We start from the raw sequence: 15,405 nt of genomic DNA on the forward strand, positions 1-15,405 counted from the left end.
TTCTGCACTTGGTGCAAGTTTGCACCGAGTGTAAAGTTGCATGGCGTGCAAGAAGAACTATCACTACGCGAGCAGAAACGCCTCGAGACGCGCCTGCGCATAGAGGATGCCGCCACAAAGCTGGTGGATGAACAATCCTTCAGCGCGGTTACCATTGAGCGTATCTGCGAAGTAGCCGGTATTTCTCGGCGCACCTTCTTCAATTACTTCGATTCCAAGGAATCCGCCGTTTTGGGCGCTCCAAGCACCGAGTTTACGGAAGAGATGCGGGAGTTCTTCCTCAATGAGCCAACGACCAGCATGGTAGAACTCGTCCTCCAGCTGGTCAGACAGCATATGGAAGGCCACCACATCAACCCGACCATCCGGGATCGCCGCAAGCGCATCTCCAATGATCCAGATGCAGCTGCAGCGGCAATCAGCCGGAAGCGAGCAAAATCCATTGAGCTCATCGATCTCGTTGAAGAGCGCCTTAACAAAGAACCGGAGCTTCGCGTCCTCGACAGCTGCTCTTCCAGCACCGAGGCGATGCTCATCGCCGGCCTCGTCCGTGAGGCACTGTGGTTGGCGATGGCCTCCCCGGATGCAGATTGCAGCCTAGACCTCGGCGCGCGTCTCGATACTTCCCTCACGCTAATAACAGACTTTATGAAAGGAATGCGATGGTAGATACGGCTGCTGAGGCCCCTTCCCAGGGCAAAACCCGCGCCGATAACCTCGGGCTTATTTTCTCGGCCCTGATGCTCACCATGCTGATGAGCTCCTTGGGCCAAATGATCTTCTCTTCCGCTCTCCCCACCATCGTTGGTGAGCTCGGCGGCGTCGACCACATGAGCTGGGTCATCTCCGCCTTCCTTGTCACCATGACCATCGCCATGCCTATCTCCGGCAAGCTGGGTGACATGCTGGGCCGCAAGTGGCTCTACATCGGCGGTATCGCCATCTTCGTCGTGGGCTCCACCCTCGGTGGCTTTGCTAACTCCATGGCGCTGCTGATTATCGCCCGCGCTGTACAGGGCTTTGGCGCAGGTTTTATGATGATTTCCTCCCAGTCCATCATCGCCGAGGTGACCTCCTCCCGTGAGCGCGGCAAGTTCATGGGCATCATGGGCGGCGTCTTTGGCCTGTCCTCGGTTCTCGGCCCCGTCCTCGGCGGCTGGTTCACCGACGGCCCAGGCTGGCGCTGGGGAATGTGGATGAACATCCCGCTGGGTATCCTCGCCATTATCGTGTGCACCCTAGTGCTGCACTTGCGCGTGGGTGATGCCGATATGAAGCGCTTTGACTGGCTCGGCGCCACCTTCATCGCGATTACTACCGCTTCACTTATCCTCATGACCACCTGGGGTGGCACCGAGTACGAATGGGGCTCTTCCATGATCCTCACCTTGGGTGCCATCACCATCATTGGCGCCATCATCACCATCCTGGTGGAGCTACGCGCTAAAGAACCTCTCATCCCGGTCCGTCTGTTCAAGAACCGCAACATGGCCCTAACCACCCTCTCCGGCGTGGTACTTGGCCTGGCAATGTTCGGCGTTCTGGGCTACATGCCAACCTATCTGCAGATGGTGCACACCCTGACCCCAACCAAGGCGGGTCTCATGATGATCCCGATGATGGTGGGCCTTATCGGTACCTCCACTGGCGTAGGCTTTATCATCGCCCGCACCGGTCACTACAAGGTCTACCCCATCATCGGCCTGGCAATTACTGCTGGTGCATTGTTCTGGATGTCTCACCTAACCGTGGAGACTTCCCTGAAGCAGCTGGGCTGCGAGTTCCTGGTCTTCGGCATCGGCTTGGGCATGGTTATCCAGGTCCTCGTGCTCATCGTCCAGAACTCCTTCCCACTGTCCCAGGTGGGTACAGCTACCGCAGCGAATAACTTCTTCCGCCAGATCGGTTCTGCACTGGGCGCTTCCCTGGTTGGCTCCATGTTCATCCACAATATGAAGGATGAGATGGCCACCCGCATGCCGGAGGCTTTCCAGAAGATGGGCCCGGAGGGTGCCGTCTATGCAGAGAAATTCGGCGATGCTGACGGCGGTGCCAATAGCCTCACCCCGGATTTGGTTGCCTCCTTCCCTCAGCCCATCGAGGAAGCAATCCTCAACTCCTATAATGACGGCCTGACCCCGGTCATCGCCCTGATGGTTCCGCTGGTTATCGTCGCCCTCGTCCTCCTCCTACCGCTGCGCGAGGAGCGACTGAAGGAAACGATTGACTAATGTTACTGTCACCTGCAGAAATATAGACCACTAGCCGGGAGCTGCATGCCCTGCGCGATGCACTCCCGCTTGCCGACGCCCCCATAGAATCCGCCCTCGGCTATGCCCCCGGCGGCCTTCAGGCGGCGTTGGATATTCAAGCCGACCCCATCGAGGTGTGCCGCACAAGGGACTATCTAGTTTCCCTAGCCCGCGCGCACGGCACCCCGATCCCGCGCTTTAGCTGGTTTAGTTCCGGATACGTTCCTGCAGTGTAGCGCCCAAAATGCCCCTGCCATCGTTACCACGAGTGTGGTACGAGCAGGGGCTTGCATGCGCTGGGAAACTACCGCTTCTTTTCCTCCGGCTTGGGCAAAAGCAACTCATATACGTCGGTATCGCGCCACTGGCCCGCAAGCTCGCCGTAGGTCATCTTCGCCATATGCGAGTAGGTGCCCACCTTCACGAAGCCGCGCGACTTATGCAGCCCCGCAGAACCTGCATTTTCAGGGAAAATCCATGAGTGGATAGCCCACTTGTGTAGGTCCTGACACACCTCAATCAGACGATCCAGAAGTGCGCCGCCGATGCCGCGGCCCTGTGCCTCGGCACCTAGGTAGATGGAATCCTCCACCACTCCGTGGAATACGGTGCGGGTAGATACCGGTGCTGCGGAAACCCACCCCAGGACCTTAGAATCATCATCTGCTTCAACGGCCACATGCACCGAAGGCATGATCTTGCCGGCTTTGAATTCCTCAAAGGTCAGGGATCGGGTCTCATAAGTAGCGTGCCCAGTATTGAGCCCCTGTTCATAGATCTCTCGCATCTGCGGGTAATCCGCCGCGGTAAAGGGGCGGATGCGGAAATCTTTCTTCTTGTCGTCCGAAGACGTCTGCTTAGCGTTCTCGCTCATATACAACATTATTACTGGGCCATGCCCAGCTTCGCCACGCTGTACACATAAAGATCGCCAAACGCGAACGAATTTGGCCTAGTTGCTGCCTTCCAACAGGTCAGTAACGAGCTCCGCAATGGCAGAGCGCTCGGAACGCTGCAGCGTAATATGCGCAAAAAGCTCGTGTCCCTTGAGCTTTTCAATCACTGCCTGTACTCCGTCGTGCCGGCCCACACGCAGGTTATCGCGCTGTGCCACATCGTGAGTAAGAACTACTCGCGAGCCCTTCCCCAACCGAGAAAGCACAGTAAGCAAGACGTTTCGCTCCAAGGACTGCGCCTCATCCACGATGACAAAAGCATCATGCAGCGAGCGCCCGCGAATATGCGTCAGCGGCAAGACTTCGATAAGGCCACGCTCGTGTACCTCTTCCATGACATTGTCAGACACCAAGCCCTCCAAGGTGTCATAGACCGCCTGCGCCCACGGGTTCATCTTGTCCGATTCAGTGCCCGGTAGGTATCCCAGCGACTGCCCGCCAACCGCATACATCGGGCGAAAGACCACAATGCGCCGGTGCTCCCCGCGCTCGAGCACCGCCTCCAAACCGGCGCACAGCGCAAGTGCCGACTTGCCGGTGCCGGCGCGGCCACCGATGGAGACAATTCCCACGTTTGGGTCCATCAGCAAATCCAAAGCGATACGCTGCTCTGCGGAGCGCCCCTGAAGGCCAAAGGCATTGATATCACCACGTACGAGCTCGACCACGCCATCAGCACTCATGCGCCCCAGCGCGGATTGCGCACCCGCCGCCAAGGTCAAGCCGCAGTGCACCGGCAGTTCCTCCACCGCGGTACCCTTTTCAGTTTCGACGCCGTCTAGCATGACTTCCCCATTACGATAGAGGGTATCGATGACATCCGAGCTGGTTTGCACCGTCGCCATTCCGGTATAGCCGGTCAAGACTACGTCCTGGGCGTGATACTCATCCGCCTGCACGCCTACCGCACCGGCCTTCACACGCAGTGGCACGTCCTTCGTGACGAGCACGGTATCCTTCCCCTCGTGCGCAAGGTTGAGAGCGCACGCCAAGATGCGGTGGTCGCCCTCGGGCCCGCGGAACGCGGTAGGTAGCAAGGATTGGTCTTGATGGTTCAATTCCACGCGCAGGGTGCCGCCATCCACATTGACAGGAACCGGCTGGTCTAAGGCCTCATAAGTAGCGCGCAGCTCCTCCAAAAAGCGAAGAGCTTGGCGGGCGAACCAGCCAAGCTCCGGGTGATGTCGTTTTCCTTCCAGTTCAGAAATAACTACAACGGGAAGGACCACATCGTGTTCTGCAAATTTACGCAGGGCCCAAGGGTCAGAAAGCAAGACCGAGGTATCCACTACATAGGTCTTGGTAGCGACGGTGTCATCAGTAGTGGCAAGCGGAGTAGAAAGTACAGAGGGACGAGACATGATGGCAGGGTTCTCCCTTAGTGTGCGGTAGATCAGACTTCTTCCGAATCACCCCGAATCCCCGGGGTTGCCACCCAAAGTAGGCACCGAAGGTTGAAATTACATGGGTGCAAGATGAACATTAAGAAAACGAAAAATCCCTCCGCAGCAGAAGCTGCAGAGGGAGAAGCTCTAAAAGAGCTATTTACTTCTCTACGGAAGAGGTGAACTTGCCGCTCTCGTCCTGGATCCAAGAGATAACGCCATCGTCGAACTGCTGGGTCCAGCCCTTGCCCTGAGCAGCCTTTTCCTCAGCAGCCTTAGGCAGGCCTACCTCAGAGTCCAGGCCACCCTGCTCCTTCCAGGTTTCAGCAATCTTGCCAACGATAGGCTGAGCGCCCTCATCGTCGTCGAAGGTCAGCAGGTTGCCGTTGTCGAAGTTAGCGAGGAACTCATCATCGTCACCCTGCTCGATGCTCTTTACGTCGCCCCACTCAGCCTTCTTCTCTTCAATAGCGGAAGCGAAATCAGCCGGAACCTCTACGTCGCCGTTAGCGGTAGCGATGGACTTGGTAGCGCCGTCCTTGTCGTCAGCGTCATCCTGGTCGTCCGCATCTTCAGAGTCAGATGCTTCTGCATCCTCGGAATCGTCCGCGTCGTCAGCGTCATCCTTAGAGGTGGCCTCAGCGGCAGCGGAGCCAGCAGCGTCGGTAGCGTCTGCAGCTACGGAGCCGGCAGTGTCCTTGGCGTCTTCAGCTGCATCCTCAGCATCGGAGCAAGCTACGAGAGCAACGGACAGGGTTGCTGCTGCGAAGCCACCTGCGATACGACGGGTCATTTTCTGCATTACTGCATCATCCTTTCAACGAGAAAGTAAGTTAATTCTAAATTTTTGTTTAATCGTCCTTAATGACGAACAACGCCCACCGTAATGGCAACCCCCAGCTAACGCCACCCGCACTGACAGGAAGCGGACAGCGAACAGTAAAGGACTACCTACGTTTGCGCTGCTTAGAGGCCTTCTTTTTCTTTTGTAACGAATTGTTAACGTTTCTCCGCACCTGCTTCGCCTTCGTCTTCTCCCTGGCGCTGCGTTTCGGCTTCTCCTGCCGCGAAGACCGCGCGGTGCGGCCCTTGGCGACGCCCACGAAGTCCTGAATTGCTTCCCCGTCATCGTCCTTGCGCCACACCAATGCGATCTCCGTTACCGGCACGGACTCATCCTTTAGCCCGAGTGGCACCACCTGTTTCTTGCTCAGCACCTTGAGCAGGGGGCGCGGCGCAATAGCGATGCCCACATTGGCCGCCACTACCTGCAGGGCGTTGCGGACTGCGGGGACATCGACAAGCCCGGAGTCGGCGAGGCGGTAGTTAAGGTGTTCATCGGCGACGTCGGCAAGCGTAAGCTCCTCGCCTACCTCCGCATAGACCGAGTCCTTGGGAACGGCAATGCCAGGGGCCTCTTGATAAAGTCGCACGACATGAAAAGTGTCGTCCACCCGCGTATCCGGCAGGCGTGCGAGGGCTAGGTCGACCTTGCCGGCTGCCAGCGGGGCGAGCGCATCGTCCGCATCAACGGTGTACAAGCCACCATGAGCAGTATTTTCTTCGAATCGGCGGAACCACTTTCCAGGCTCTGTACCGGTGGCAAAAGCTAAGCGCAGCATAGAGGACAGTCTACTGAAAGTGCTACGGTAAAAGCGTGACTGAAGAACAAAAGCAACCATCCGGCACCGCTATGCGTGCCCAAACCGCGGCGAAGAAGCTAGGCATTTACCTACCCGCCGCGCCGGACGAGTTTCAAAATAGTGCCATTAGCCACGAAGAGCTGCGCGAATTGCAGCATAACCCGCCCGAGTGGCTGCAAACCTTGCGCCGCGAAGGCCCCCATCCCCGGCCTGAGGTTGCCCATAAGCTAGGCATCTCGGTTACCGCACTCAAGAAGAACGATATGGATAAGCCGCTGACCACGGCGAAAATCAATCAGCTCCTCCAAGAGCAGCCGGAATGGCTCCAGCAGGCCCGCGCAACCATGGCGCAGGCCCGTGGCCATGAGGTGAAGGACTAGACCAGCTTCCAGTCCTCGAGGCCCTCATACAGCGGGTAGTGCTGGGCAATCTTGTCCACACGAGCGCGCAGGGCCTCCACATCGGCATTCTTGCCCTGTACCAAAGCGGTACCGATAATATCTGCAACCTCGGTGAAGGCCTCGACATCGAGACCGCGGGTTGCCAGCGCAGAAGTACCAATGCGCAGGCCAGAGGTGACCATCGGCGGACGCGGGTCATTCGGTACGGCATTGCGGTTAACAGTGATGCCTACCTCGTGCAGCAGATCCTCTGCCTGCTGTCCATCCAATTCGGAATTGCGCAGGTCCGCCAAGACCAAGTGCACATCGGTGCCGCCGGTCAGTACGTCCACGCCAGCTGCCTTGGCATCTTCGGCGGTAAGGCGCTCTGCCAGAATACGAGCCCCCTCCAAGGTGCGTTCTTGGCGCTCCTTGAATTCCTCTGTCGCGGCAATCTTCATGGCGATGGCCTTGGCTGCGACCACGTGCATCAGCGGTCCGCCCTGCTGGCCCGGGAAGACGTTAGAATTGATCTTCTTGGCGTAATCCTGCTTGGCCAAAATCATGCCGGAGCGCGGGCCACCCAGGGTCTTATGCACGGTGGTGGACACGATATCCGCGTGAGGCACTGGGCTCGGGTGCAGGCCGGCCGCCACGAGACCAGCAAAGTGGGCCATATCTACCCACAGGTAAGCGCCGACCTCATCAGCAATTTCACGGAAGGCCGCGAAATCCATGGTGCGCGGGTAGGCAGACCAGCCTCCGATAATGACCTTCGGCTTTTCCTTCAGCGCCTGCTCGCGCAGCTTATCCATGTCCACACGCATGGTCTCTGGATCCACCTCGTAGGCAGCGACATCATAAAGCTTGCCAGAGAAGTTCAACTTCATGCCGTGGGTAAGGTGGCCGCCGTGAGCCAGGGACAGGCCCAAAATCTTGTCGCCCGGCTCAGCGATGGTGGAAAGCACCGCTGCGTTCGCCTGCGCACCGGAGTGCGGCTGAACGTTGGCGAATTCCGCACCAAAGAGCTCCTTAGCGCGGCTGCGAGCTAAGTCTTCCACGACGTCGACATGCTCGCAGCCACCGTAGTAGCGGCGCCCCGGGTAGCCCTCGGCGTACTTGTTGGTAAGCACGGAGCCCTGTGCCTGGAGCACGGCGCGAGGCACAAAGTTCTCAGAGGCGATCATTTCCAGGGTTTCGCGCTGGCGGGAAATCTCTCCCTGAATTGCGCCGAATACGTCCGGATCGAGGTCGCGGAGGTCAGAGGTAAAAGAAGCCATAAAGGTGTGGTCCCCTTCTCAAAATCAAGCGGTATGGGATGCTGCATATCTTATCGTGCCATGCTCCCTAAGGGGGCGTACTTTTACCCACAGATCATGCAAGTGCAACAATGGAGCCATGGCGCGCACATTGGATTCGAGTCCCTACCTAGATTTTGACCGCGAGACCTGGCGTGAACTTCGTAAATCCATGCCTCAGGTGCTCACGGAAACCGAGGTGGAAAAGCTTCGCGGCCTAGGAGACCGCATCGACTTGGATGAGGTGGCTGATGTCTACCTCCCCCTCTCCCGCCTTATCCATATGCAGGTCATGGCACGCCAGCAGCTCACCACGGCTACCGAATCCTTCTTAGGCAACCCTCCGACGCACGTTCCCTTTGTCATCGGTGTGGCCGGCTCCGTGGCAGTGGGAAAATCCACCACTGCCCGCCTCCTTCAGGTGCTCCTGCAACGCTGGGACTCCCACCCCAAGGTCGCGCTCGTTACTACCGACGGCTTCCTCTTCCCCACCGAAACCCTCAAGAAACGCGGCCTCATGCAACGCAAGGGATTTCCAGAATCCTATGACCGGCGTGCACTCCTTCGCTTTGTCACGGACGTAAAATCAGGAAAGCCTCTGGTCAAGGCGCCACTTTATTCTCATATCTCCTATGACATCGTGGACGGGGAATACCAGGAAGTAAACCAGCCCGACATCCTTATTCTGGAAGGGCTCAACGTACTGCAGACGAGTCCCACGTTGACCGTGGCGGACCTCTTTGATTTCTCGGTATATGTTGATGCCCGCACCGACGATATCGAGCAGTGGTATATCGACCGCTTCCTTACTCTGCGCCACACCGCTTTCCGCGAGCCCAACGCCCACTTCTCTGCCTTCGCAGACATGAACGATGAGGAAGCCCGCGCTCAAGCTCGCGAAATTTGGCAGTCCATTAACCTGCCGAATTTGGTGGAAAATATCTTGCCGACCCGTGTGCGAGCCTCCCTTGTGCTGAAAAAGGGCTCGCATCACCTGGTAGAACAGGTGCGGATGCGCAAGCTCTAGAGCCTATTTGCCAAAGCGGCGCGAACGTTGGGAGTAGTCCCGCAAGGCACGGAGGAAGTCCACCTTGCGGAATGCTGGCCAGTAAGTATCCGTGAACCAGATCTCGGAGTACGCGGCCTGCCACAGGAGGAAGCCCGACAGGCGTTGTTCACCAGAGGTGCGGATGACCAAATCCGGGTCCGGAAGTCCCTTGGTGTACAGGTGTTCCCCAATGGATTCTGCGGTGACGCGGTCCGCCATCTCCGCTGCGGTAGTTCCCTTCTCTGCTTCCGCACGCACCAAGTACTGCACGGCGTCCACAATTTCTTGGCGCCCGCCATAGCCCACCGCCACATTGACGATGACACCCGTATTGTCTTTGGTTTCTGCCGCTGCCGTCACCATTCGCTGGCGAATATCATCTGGGAGTAGGTCGAGGTGGCCAACCAAGCGCACCTGACAGCCGACGTCGCTATGGGATAGGTGCGTGACAACGTCCGAGATGATGTCAAAGAGCAGCTCTACTTCCTGCTCGCTGCGCTTCAGGTTCTCTGTGGACAGCAAATAAATGGTGACCACCTCGATATCAGTATCGCGGCACCACGAGATCATCTCTCCGATCTTCTTCGCGCCTTGGCGGTGACCATGGCTGATATCGGTAAACCCAGCCTCACGCGCCCACCGACGATTGCCGTCGGCCATAATGGCTATGTGCTTAGGCTGCGGCTTTCCCTTGATCAGGCGCGCCAGACGGGCTTCATAAGCTGGGTAGGCCAGCTGCTTGAGAGAACTCACGCTCATTAGTCTATCCGCCTAGAAAATGGACTTCTTGCGGTTATCGTAAATGCCGGCTTCCTTCATCGCCTTATCCACGGCTTCCTCATCGAATGGATCGATTCCGTGATCCTCCGCAAACATCATGCGGCGGCGAAAGCGTGAGTAACGGCGATGGAAATTCCAACCCGCAAACAACACCGCAACTCCCATAAGCGCCAGGATCAGCAGGCCAATGGGCGAAGCTTTGCCAAATTCAGGGCCCATTGGGCCACCTTCGGCGCCCTCAGTTCCTTGGGCGAGTACAAATACGTCATGTGCGGCCAGAACGAAAGAGCCATACATACTCATGTCTTAGGCCTCCTCTTTCTTTTCGATGCCGGCAAAAAGGTCGTTTTCTGGCAGGGAGGTAGAAACGTGGGTCTTCGCCAGCTCAAACTCCTCGGTGGGCCAAAGGCGCTGCTGTACCTCCACCGACGTCGCCAAGAAGGCACCCGCCGGATCGATCTGCGTGGCGTGCGCCCGCAAGGCCTCCTCGCGATTGCTGAAGTAATCCGCGCATTCCACCTGGGTGGTTACACGCGCCATGATATCGCCAAAAGCGGTGTCCCAACGCGCCAACATTGGCCCATAAGGACTGGTATTACCTTCTTCTAGGAGCAGATCATGGAACATCTTCATGCGCTGATAAACAAAGCCGTGCGAATAGTACAGCTTCAGCGGCTCCCACGGCTTACCCAGCTCTGGGTGGTACTCGGCATCGCCTGCCTTCTCCCACGCGATCATGGAAGCCCGGTGCACCATCAAATGGTCTGGGTGCGGGTAGCCACCATTTTCGTCATAAGTGACAATGACGTGTGGTCGAAATTCACGGATAACCTGGACGTATTCCTGCGCGACGGTGTCATCCCCCAGCAACGCGAAACAGCCTTCCGGCAGCAATTCCTCCATAGTCTTGCCTTCAACCGGGTCCGGCAATCCGGAATCAACGTGGCCCAGCCAGCGATGGTGTACGCCCAGTGCCCGCGCAGCGTTAGCCATTTCTTCCCGGCGGACCTCGCCCATCTTTTCCTTGATTCCCGGGCGGTCCATGGCGGGGTTAATCACATCGCCGCGCTCACCACCGGTACAGGTCAGTACCAAGACCTCATTGCCTTCTGCGGCATAGCGCGCGGTGGTTGCAGCACCCTTGGAAGATTCATCGTCTGGGTGCGCGTGGATAGCTAGTAGGCGAAAACCGCTCACTGAAAATCCATCCCCTTATTAATCTAGGTTCTCTGAACAGATGATTATCCTAGTAGATAATTGGAAAACCGTGGTCCTCGACTAGAGTGGAAGCCATGACTTCCGCCGGAAACTCTCGCTCAGCCGCCCGCTACGGCTCCCGCGGCTCCTCTGAAAAGAACTCTGGTAGCTGGACTAATAAGGCGCTGGTGCTCATCTTTGTCGCCATTTTTATCGCGCTTATTTTCTTCGGATTCCGGTATTTCCAGGAAAAGGAGCGGGTGAACGCACAGGTGTCCATCGTGACCCAGGAGGTTTTGAGCGATGATTCCACCCGCGTTTGGGTCGATGTCACCCGCAATCACACCGATGAAGATGCCTACTGCATTGTCCAAGCCTATGACTATTCCAAGTCCGAAGTAGGCCGCCGTGAATTCCCTGTTCCCGCGGGCGGAAACGAAACCCAGCGCATCGCTGTCGACGTCCCAACCAACGCTCGTGCCGTAGCTGGCGGGGCCTATGGTTGTTCCGGCAATATCCCCGAATACTTGGATATGGATAACCCTGACTACGCGGAAAGCCGTTAGCCGCGTGTGCTAGGATTTGTAGCGCCTAGAACCGGGTATATGCCCGGTTCCACTTTTACCTATAGCCCCAGGGATTAGCAGGGGCTTTGACCACAATTCCTATCTACGGAAGGTTGCAGAATGGCTGAGCAGCAAAAGCAGTACATCACCCCAGAAACCAAGGCGAAGCTCGAGGCCGAGCTGCAGGAGCTCATCGACCACCGCCCAGTAGTCGCGGCTGAAATCAACGAGCGCCGTGAGGAAGGCGACCTCAAAGAGAACGCCGGTTACGACGCCGCACGTGAGATGCAGGACCAGGAAGAGGCCCGCATTAAGCAGATTTCTGAGGTTCTTGCGAATGCCACCACCGAGCGCGGTGCTGTTCAGGAGGGCGTTGCCCACACCGGTTCCGTAGTTCACGTTTACTACAACGGTGACAAGGACGATAAGGAGACCTTCCTCATCGGTACCCGCGCCGCTGCTTCCGATAACAAGGACCTAGAAACCTATTCCGAGCAGTCCCCGCTGGGCGCTGCCATCCTTGGCGCACAAGAGGGCGAGACCCGCGAGTACACCGCTCCGAATGGCAAGACCATTTCGGTCACCATCGAGTCCGCAGCGCCGTATGATTCTGCTAAGGCCGCTACTCCACGCGAGTCCTAAACTTTTAACCACTTACCACTCTGGAGAAAGAGCACATCCCCATGAAGAAGTTCTCCCGTTTCGCTGCCGCTGGCTTGGTCTTCACTGCTGGCCTCTCCCTCGCTGCTTGCCACCCACCGAACCAGCAGGATTCTGATTCCAAGGTAGAAAATGCCTCCACCTTCACCGGTGAGGCCCCGATGCAGAAAGATGCTGAGACCAGCTCTTCCGCACCCGAGACCGTTGTTGAAGAGGAAGCACCTGTAGTCGAGTCCGGTGTTCCAGAAGAACCAGCGCAGCCGCACTTGAACGGTACCGCCACCGAACTGCCACAGCAGTAATAAGGCTTGAAGGGCCGAGGGATATCCTCGGCCCTTTTTCATGCTATTTTTCTGGGTTCACTTCCCGCACCCAATCCCCGATGACACCGGGCACGACAGCGGGCGGCTCCCCCAAGAGGTCGCGCTTATTCGGGTCTCTTTCGACCTGCGTGGTGACGGACTTTACGCGCTTTTTCTCACTGTCTTTGCCTCCGCGCATCCCCATCATTGGACCATAGGCTCGCGCCCCTCCGGTTGAGCGGCCTGCATTGCCACCGCGCGCTGCCGCGGCACTTTCACTGCCGCCTACGCCGGGCCGCATGCCCGCACCAGCACCGTTTCCTGCACCACTGCCAAGACCAGCGCGCATGCTCGAACCGCCGCCGAGTGCATTGCTATGGCCAGCGCGCATGCCTGCACCGACACCAGCGTAGGGCGCTCCGGCTCCGCGTCCAAGGTGCAGGCCCGACTGCGCTCCTCTTCCGGCGCGCGCCACATCGGCGCTGCCACTTACATTTCCTGCAGCGGATCCAATTCCGCCTCGTAGCGACTGACCGATGCGTACGCCGCGTCCCGCATCCCCGGGCCGTCCGGCTGCCATCACCGGCGCCATCCCAGAATTGGCGGATTGCGCTGTAGCTACCGGCGCCATCGCACCGCTGTTATTAAGCGCGCCTCCATATGCTCCTGCGGCAACCGGATGCGCTGTACCACTAGGAACCTGCCCCATCGCCCCGTTCGGCGAAGCGACACTCGGCACGGACGCCCCTTGGGTGGACACTTCATTCCCACCGATGGCTACTTGTTCTCCCAGACCAAGCCTTTCCAGCGCATTCCTGCCGCTAGTATGCATCTGCTGGTGAAAATCATTAATTTCCTGTGGGCTCATCCCCACCGCTTCCAGCCCGTTTACATTGCCATTGACGACGTCAAAGTTCCCCGGCCCCAAATCACCTCGCGCAATCGCTTCCGCAATCTTCTTTGGCCACACCACGGCATCGGTGGTGTAGCGCTGCCCATCACCATCAACTCCAGCGAGGCCGGCGTCGACACCGCCGCCTCCCGACGCCGGCGATTGTTCCATCAGAGCGTGCTGGTACGGCATTGCTTCTACCGCGAAGCGCTGCAGGTCAGGTTGCAATGCGGCCAATGCGGCCTTTTCCGCAAATTCGCGCTCGACCGGTTCTGGAATGGCCATCACTTCCATCGCCATGGCCATCGCAGTCGGCTGCATACCCATCAACTTGGCGTGGAACCCGGTAAGTTTCTCCCCCATGACCTTGGCATTTGCTACAAAGTGGCTTCCCGATGCCGCCACTTCCCTAATCTTGGCCGCCGCCCTCGACGTGGCTTCGCTGTCGTTCTCGCCTTCCAAAGACCCAGCTGCTTCCTGCAACCCGCTAACGATATCGTCGACTTCCGACGCCAACGAGCTCCACCGCGCATTCGCCTCCGACACATTCCAAATCTGCGTCGACATCAGGTCCGTAGCCAGCTTCACAATGTCCGTACCGACATTCACCACCGGCATAGAAAACCCAAATGGGCTGTACCCCGGCTCCGGCTGGTTCATAATCGGCATCGCCTCAATACCGATACCCCCACCTGCATCCGCGATCTCCATTCCCCGACTATTCGCGTCCTCTTGCGCCTGAAAACCTCGAGCCTCCCGCCCGAGACTGTCGTACAACCATTCCAATTGCTCTGAAAAGTTCTTGATCGATTCACACGCAGATCCCGGGTCAGTCTCAAGAACCCTCTGATGAACCGCGCCTACATGATCAATTCCATTAACTGAAGAAAAGCCTGCATTAAGTGGAGAATTTATCCCCGCTCCTACTACACTAATTCTTGATTGAAACTCATTAATTGCCATAGAATTCAGCTCAAGATTCTGACTACTCAGTTTCATTGCTCCCCCGATTTTTAATTACATTGTAAGGTCTTCAAAAATTTGCTCGGCATTTCCGCAGGAAGTCTCTACAGCCCCTTCTTGAAGATTGGAAAAGCTAACTTTCACTGTTCCACCTTTAGTCTCTAGAAATGCCGAACAATATCGGCCCAAAGGACCATCTTCCGGATATGCTACGAGAGGTAGATTCTCGCCTGTCAATATTGGTTCACCGGTAAATTTGATTGTTTCTTGGTCGAGCCCCAAATTCTTTGACGCCAAAGTGATAGAGGCTTCTCCATACCTCGCCTCAGAACCACGAAAGCCACAAAAACTCCATCCTGACTCCCGATGAACCGAAATAGGCTCAGGATGTATACCAGAAGCTTCTAATCTGTCGTACGGAATCTCCGTACACGGATCAAAAAGCTCGAAGCTCGGGTCTGCCGGATCGAATTCCCCCAGTGGCGGTAGGACGCCGGAAGTGTCTCCCGATCCCGTGGCGCCGGCCTCCCCCGGTTGGCCGGCGCCGCCCGCATTCTTCCCGCCATTAGTGTGTGCCGTTTCCCCCTGATTGCCTTCCGCGTCATCCCCCGGGTCCCCGTTGGCTCCCCCTGCACCGTCGGTCGAACTAATGCCGCCAGACTCCTCCACCTTGGTGGGTTCCTCTGACGCGCTCCTCGTGCCGATGTCCGCAACGCAGCTACTCAGCATAACGGTGCTGCTGACCATCAACGTTGCTACGGTGACCTGACGCTTCACAACAATCCTTCGCGCACTCACTTCCTGACGAGAGGAACAGGAAAAGTGAAACAGAGAACTTTTCACTTCGCATTTCCCGTTCCGGTACACAGCATGCATGAGGCACCCAGAATTTTCTACGCAACCGCAAAGGTTAACGGCAATTTAACAAAATTATTTGTCCCATACGTCACACCCGTCACGTCCAAAAGGCGAAATTTCCTGCTCATGAGCTGTATCACCGCTGGTAGTGGTTTTGTAGACCAAATGAAGGTTAAACCCGCACTTTATCCCCCAGCACTACCCCAGAAATTACACGTTTGTAAG

The 15,405-nt window shown here is 57.4% G+C and carries 17 protein-coding genes; 7 read left to right on the forward strand and 10 right to left on the reverse strand.

Annotated features, from left to right (window positions below):
• Nucleotides 1-45 precede the first annotated feature (45 nt).
• Nucleotides 46-669, forward strand: coding sequence for a TetR/AcrR family transcriptional regulator (locus QP934_RS01750; RefSeq protein ID WP_049378462.1), 624 nt, complete (start codon nucleotides 46-48; stop codon nucleotides 667-669).
• Nucleotides 663-2,231 carry an MDR family MFS transporter gene (locus QP934_RS01755; protein WP_419126643.1) on the forward strand — a complete coding sequence of 523 codons (1,569 nt, stop codon included), beginning with the start codon at nucleotides 663-665 and terminating at the stop codon, nucleotides 2,229-2,231. The genes QP934_RS01750 and QP934_RS01755 overlap by 7 nt, the downstream gene beginning before the upstream one ends.
• A 325-nt stretch (nucleotides 2,232-2,556) precedes the next feature.
• Here the strand turns inward: QP934_RS01755 and QP934_RS01760 are convergent, their stop codons facing one another.
• From QP934_RS01760 to QP934_RS01775, 4 genes are all read right to left on the reverse strand, one after another.
• Nucleotides 2,557-3,126: a GNAT family N-acetyltransferase gene (locus QP934_RS01760; RefSeq protein ID WP_049378460.1), complete on the reverse strand. Its 570-nt coding sequence runs from the start codon at nucleotides 3,124-3,126 to the stop codon at nucleotides 2,557-2,559.
• Between the two features lie 78 nt (nucleotides 3,127-3,204).
• Nucleotides 3,205-4,569: a PhoH family protein gene (locus tag QP934_RS01765; protein WP_419126644.1), complete on the reverse strand. Its 1,365-nt coding sequence runs from the start codon at nucleotides 4,567-4,569 to the stop codon at nucleotides 3,205-3,207.
• 184 nt (nucleotides 4,570-4,753) lie between these two features.
• Nucleotides 4,754-5,395 (reverse strand): hypothetical protein, encoded by a 642-nt coding sequence (locus QP934_RS01770; RefSeq protein WP_340419837.1) that lies wholly within the window; start codon nucleotides 5,393-5,395, stop codon nucleotides 4,754-4,756.
• Nucleotides 5,396-5,540: 145 nt separating this feature from the next.
• Entirely contained in the window at nucleotides 5,541-6,215 is a 675-nt protein-coding gene (locus QP934_RS01775) for a LysR family transcriptional regulator substrate-binding protein (RefSeq protein ID WP_340419838.1), read from the reverse strand.
• A gap of 71 nt (nucleotides 6,216-6,286) precedes the next feature.
• Here QP934_RS01775 and QP934_RS01780 point away from each other — a divergent pair, with 71 nt between their 5' ends.
• Nucleotides 6,287-6,616, forward strand: a complete 330-nt coding sequence (locus QP934_RS01780) for a DUF5997 family protein (protein WP_419126656.1) — start codon at nucleotides 6,287-6,289, stop codon at nucleotides 6,614-6,616.
• Here QP934_RS01780 and glyA read toward each other — a convergent pair.
• Nucleotides 6,613-7,896 carry a serine hydroxymethyltransferase gene (gene glyA, locus QP934_RS01785; protein ID WP_340419839.1) on the reverse strand — a complete coding sequence of 428 codons (1,284 nt, stop codon included), beginning with the start codon at nucleotides 7,894-7,896 and terminating at the stop codon, nucleotides 6,613-6,615. The genes QP934_RS01780 and glyA overlap by 4 nt on opposite strands.
• Nucleotides 7,897-8,014: 118 nt before the next feature.
• Between glyA and coaA the strand changes: the two genes are divergently transcribed.
• Entirely contained in the window at nucleotides 8,015-8,941 is a 927-nt protein-coding gene (gene coaA, locus QP934_RS01790) for a type I pantothenate kinase (protein WP_049378455.1), read from the forward strand.
• 3 nt (nucleotides 8,942-8,944) lie between these two features.
• Here coaA and QP934_RS01795 read toward each other — a convergent pair whose 3' ends face one another.
• From QP934_RS01795 to mca, 3 genes are read right to left on the reverse strand one after another with little or no spacing between them, the layout of a single operon-like run.
• Nucleotides 8,945-9,721, reverse strand: a complete 777-nt coding sequence (locus QP934_RS01795; protein ID WP_337888678.1) for an isoprenyl transferase — start codon at nucleotides 9,719-9,721, stop codon at nucleotides 8,945-8,947.
• 12 nt (nucleotides 9,722-9,733) lie between these two features.
• Entirely contained in the window at nucleotides 9,734-10,045 is a 312-nt protein-coding gene (locus tag QP934_RS01800; protein WP_005323610.1) for a hypothetical protein, read from the reverse strand.
• Nucleotides 10,046-10,048: 3 nt separating this feature from the next.
• Entirely contained in the window at nucleotides 10,049-10,939 is an 891-nt protein-coding gene (gene mca / locus QP934_RS01805; protein WP_419126645.1) for a mycothiol conjugate amidase Mca, read from the reverse strand.
• A 95-nt stretch (nucleotides 10,940-11,034) separates the two neighbouring features.
• On the opposite strand from mca, the gene QP934_RS01810 reads away from it, so the two are divergent.
• From QP934_RS01810 to QP934_RS01820, 3 genes are all read left to right on the forward strand, one after another.
• Nucleotides 11,035-11,505, forward strand: coding sequence for a DUF4307 domain-containing protein (locus QP934_RS01810; RefSeq protein ID WP_239274463.1), 471 nt, complete (start codon nucleotides 11,035-11,037; stop codon nucleotides 11,503-11,505).
• Nucleotides 11,506-11,625: 120 nt separating this feature from the next.
• Nucleotides 11,626-12,147 carry a transcription elongation factor GreA gene (gene greA, locus QP934_RS01815; protein ID WP_023021898.1) on the forward strand — a complete coding sequence of 174 codons (522 nt, stop codon included), beginning with the start codon at nucleotides 11,626-11,628 and terminating at the stop codon, nucleotides 12,145-12,147.
• Nucleotides 12,148-12,188: 41 nt separating this feature from the next.
• On the forward strand, nucleotides 12,189-12,467 hold the full coding sequence (locus tag QP934_RS01820; RefSeq protein ID WP_005323615.1) for a hypothetical protein: 279 nt from the start codon (nucleotides 12,189-12,191) through the stop codon (nucleotides 12,465-12,467).
• 43 nt (nucleotides 12,468-12,510) lie between these two features.
• On the opposite strand, the gene QP934_RS01825 is transcribed toward QP934_RS01820, so the two are convergent.
• Both QP934_RS01825 and QP934_RS01830 read right to left on the reverse strand, forming a co-directional pair.
• Nucleotides 12,511-14,358, reverse strand: a complete 1,848-nt coding sequence (locus QP934_RS01825; protein WP_419126646.1) for a hypothetical protein — start codon at nucleotides 14,356-14,358, stop codon at nucleotides 12,511-12,513.
• Nucleotides 14,359-14,376: 18 nt separating this feature from the next.
• Nucleotides 14,377-14,991, reverse strand: a complete 615-nt coding sequence (locus QP934_RS01830; RefSeq protein WP_349822360.1) for a DUF3558 family protein — start codon at nucleotides 14,989-14,991, stop codon at nucleotides 14,377-14,379.
• Nucleotides 14,992-15,405: the final 414 nt, after the last annotated feature.

It is taken from the genome of Corynebacterium sp. MSK122 (assembly GCF_030229435.2).
Lineage (GTDB): Bacteria > Actinomycetota > Actinomycetes > Mycobacteriales > Mycobacteriaceae > Corynebacterium > Corynebacterium marquesiae.

Bases quoted from the DNA above. Each gene is read 5' to 3' on its own strand.
- QP934_RS01810 (WP_239274463.1), top strand. From the start codon at position 11,035: ATGACTTCCGCCGGAAACTCTCGCTCAGCCGCCCGCTACGGCTCCCGC.
- QP934_RS01795 (WP_337888678.1), bottom strand. From the start codon at position 9,721: ATGAGCGTGAGTTCTCTCAAGCAGCTGGCCTACCCAGCTTATGAAGCC.
- QP934_RS01760 (WP_049378460.1), bottom strand. From the start codon at position 3,126: ATGAGCGAGAACGCTAAGCAGACGTCTTCGGACGACAAGAAGAAAGAT.
- QP934_RS01825 (WP_419126646.1), bottom strand. From the start codon at position 14,358: ATGAAACTGAGTAGTCAGAATCTTGAGCTGAATTCTATGGCAATTAAT.
- glyA (WP_340419839.1), bottom strand. From the start codon at position 7,896: ATGGCTTCTTTTACCTCTGACCTCCGCGACCTCGATCCGGACGTATTC.
- QP934_RS01820 (WP_005323615.1), top strand. From the start codon at position 12,189: ATGAAGAAGTTCTCCCGTTTCGCTGCCGCTGGCTTGGTCTTCACTGCT.
- QP934_RS01800 (WP_005323610.1), bottom strand. From the start codon at position 10,045: ATGAGTATGTATGGCTCTTTCGTTCTGGCCGCACATGACGTATTTGTA.
- QP934_RS01775 (WP_340419838.1), bottom strand. From the start codon at position 6,215: ATGCTGCGCTTAGCTTTTGCCACCGGTACAGAGCCTGGAAAGTGGTTC.
- greA (WP_023021898.1), top strand. From the start codon at position 11,626: ATGGCTGAGCAGCAAAAGCAGTACATCACCCCAGAAACCAAGGCGAAG.
- QP934_RS01765 (WP_419126644.1), bottom strand. From the start codon at position 4,569: ATGTCTCGTCCCTCTGTACTTTCTACTCCGCTTGCCACTACTGATGAC.
- QP934_RS01780 (WP_419126656.1), top strand. From the start codon at position 6,287: ATGCGTGCCCAAACCGCGGCGAAGAAGCTAGGCATTTACCTACCCGCC.
- coaA (WP_049378455.1), top strand. From the start codon at position 8,015: ATGGCGCGCACATTGGATTCGAGTCCCTACCTAGATTTTGACCGCGAG.
- QP934_RS01755 (WP_419126643.1), top strand. From the start codon at position 663: ATGGTAGATACGGCTGCTGAGGCCCCTTCCCAGGGCAAAACCCGCGCC.
- QP934_RS01770 (WP_340419837.1), bottom strand. From the start codon at position 5,395: ATGCAGAAAATGACCCGTCGTATCGCAGGTGGCTTCGCAGCAGCAACC.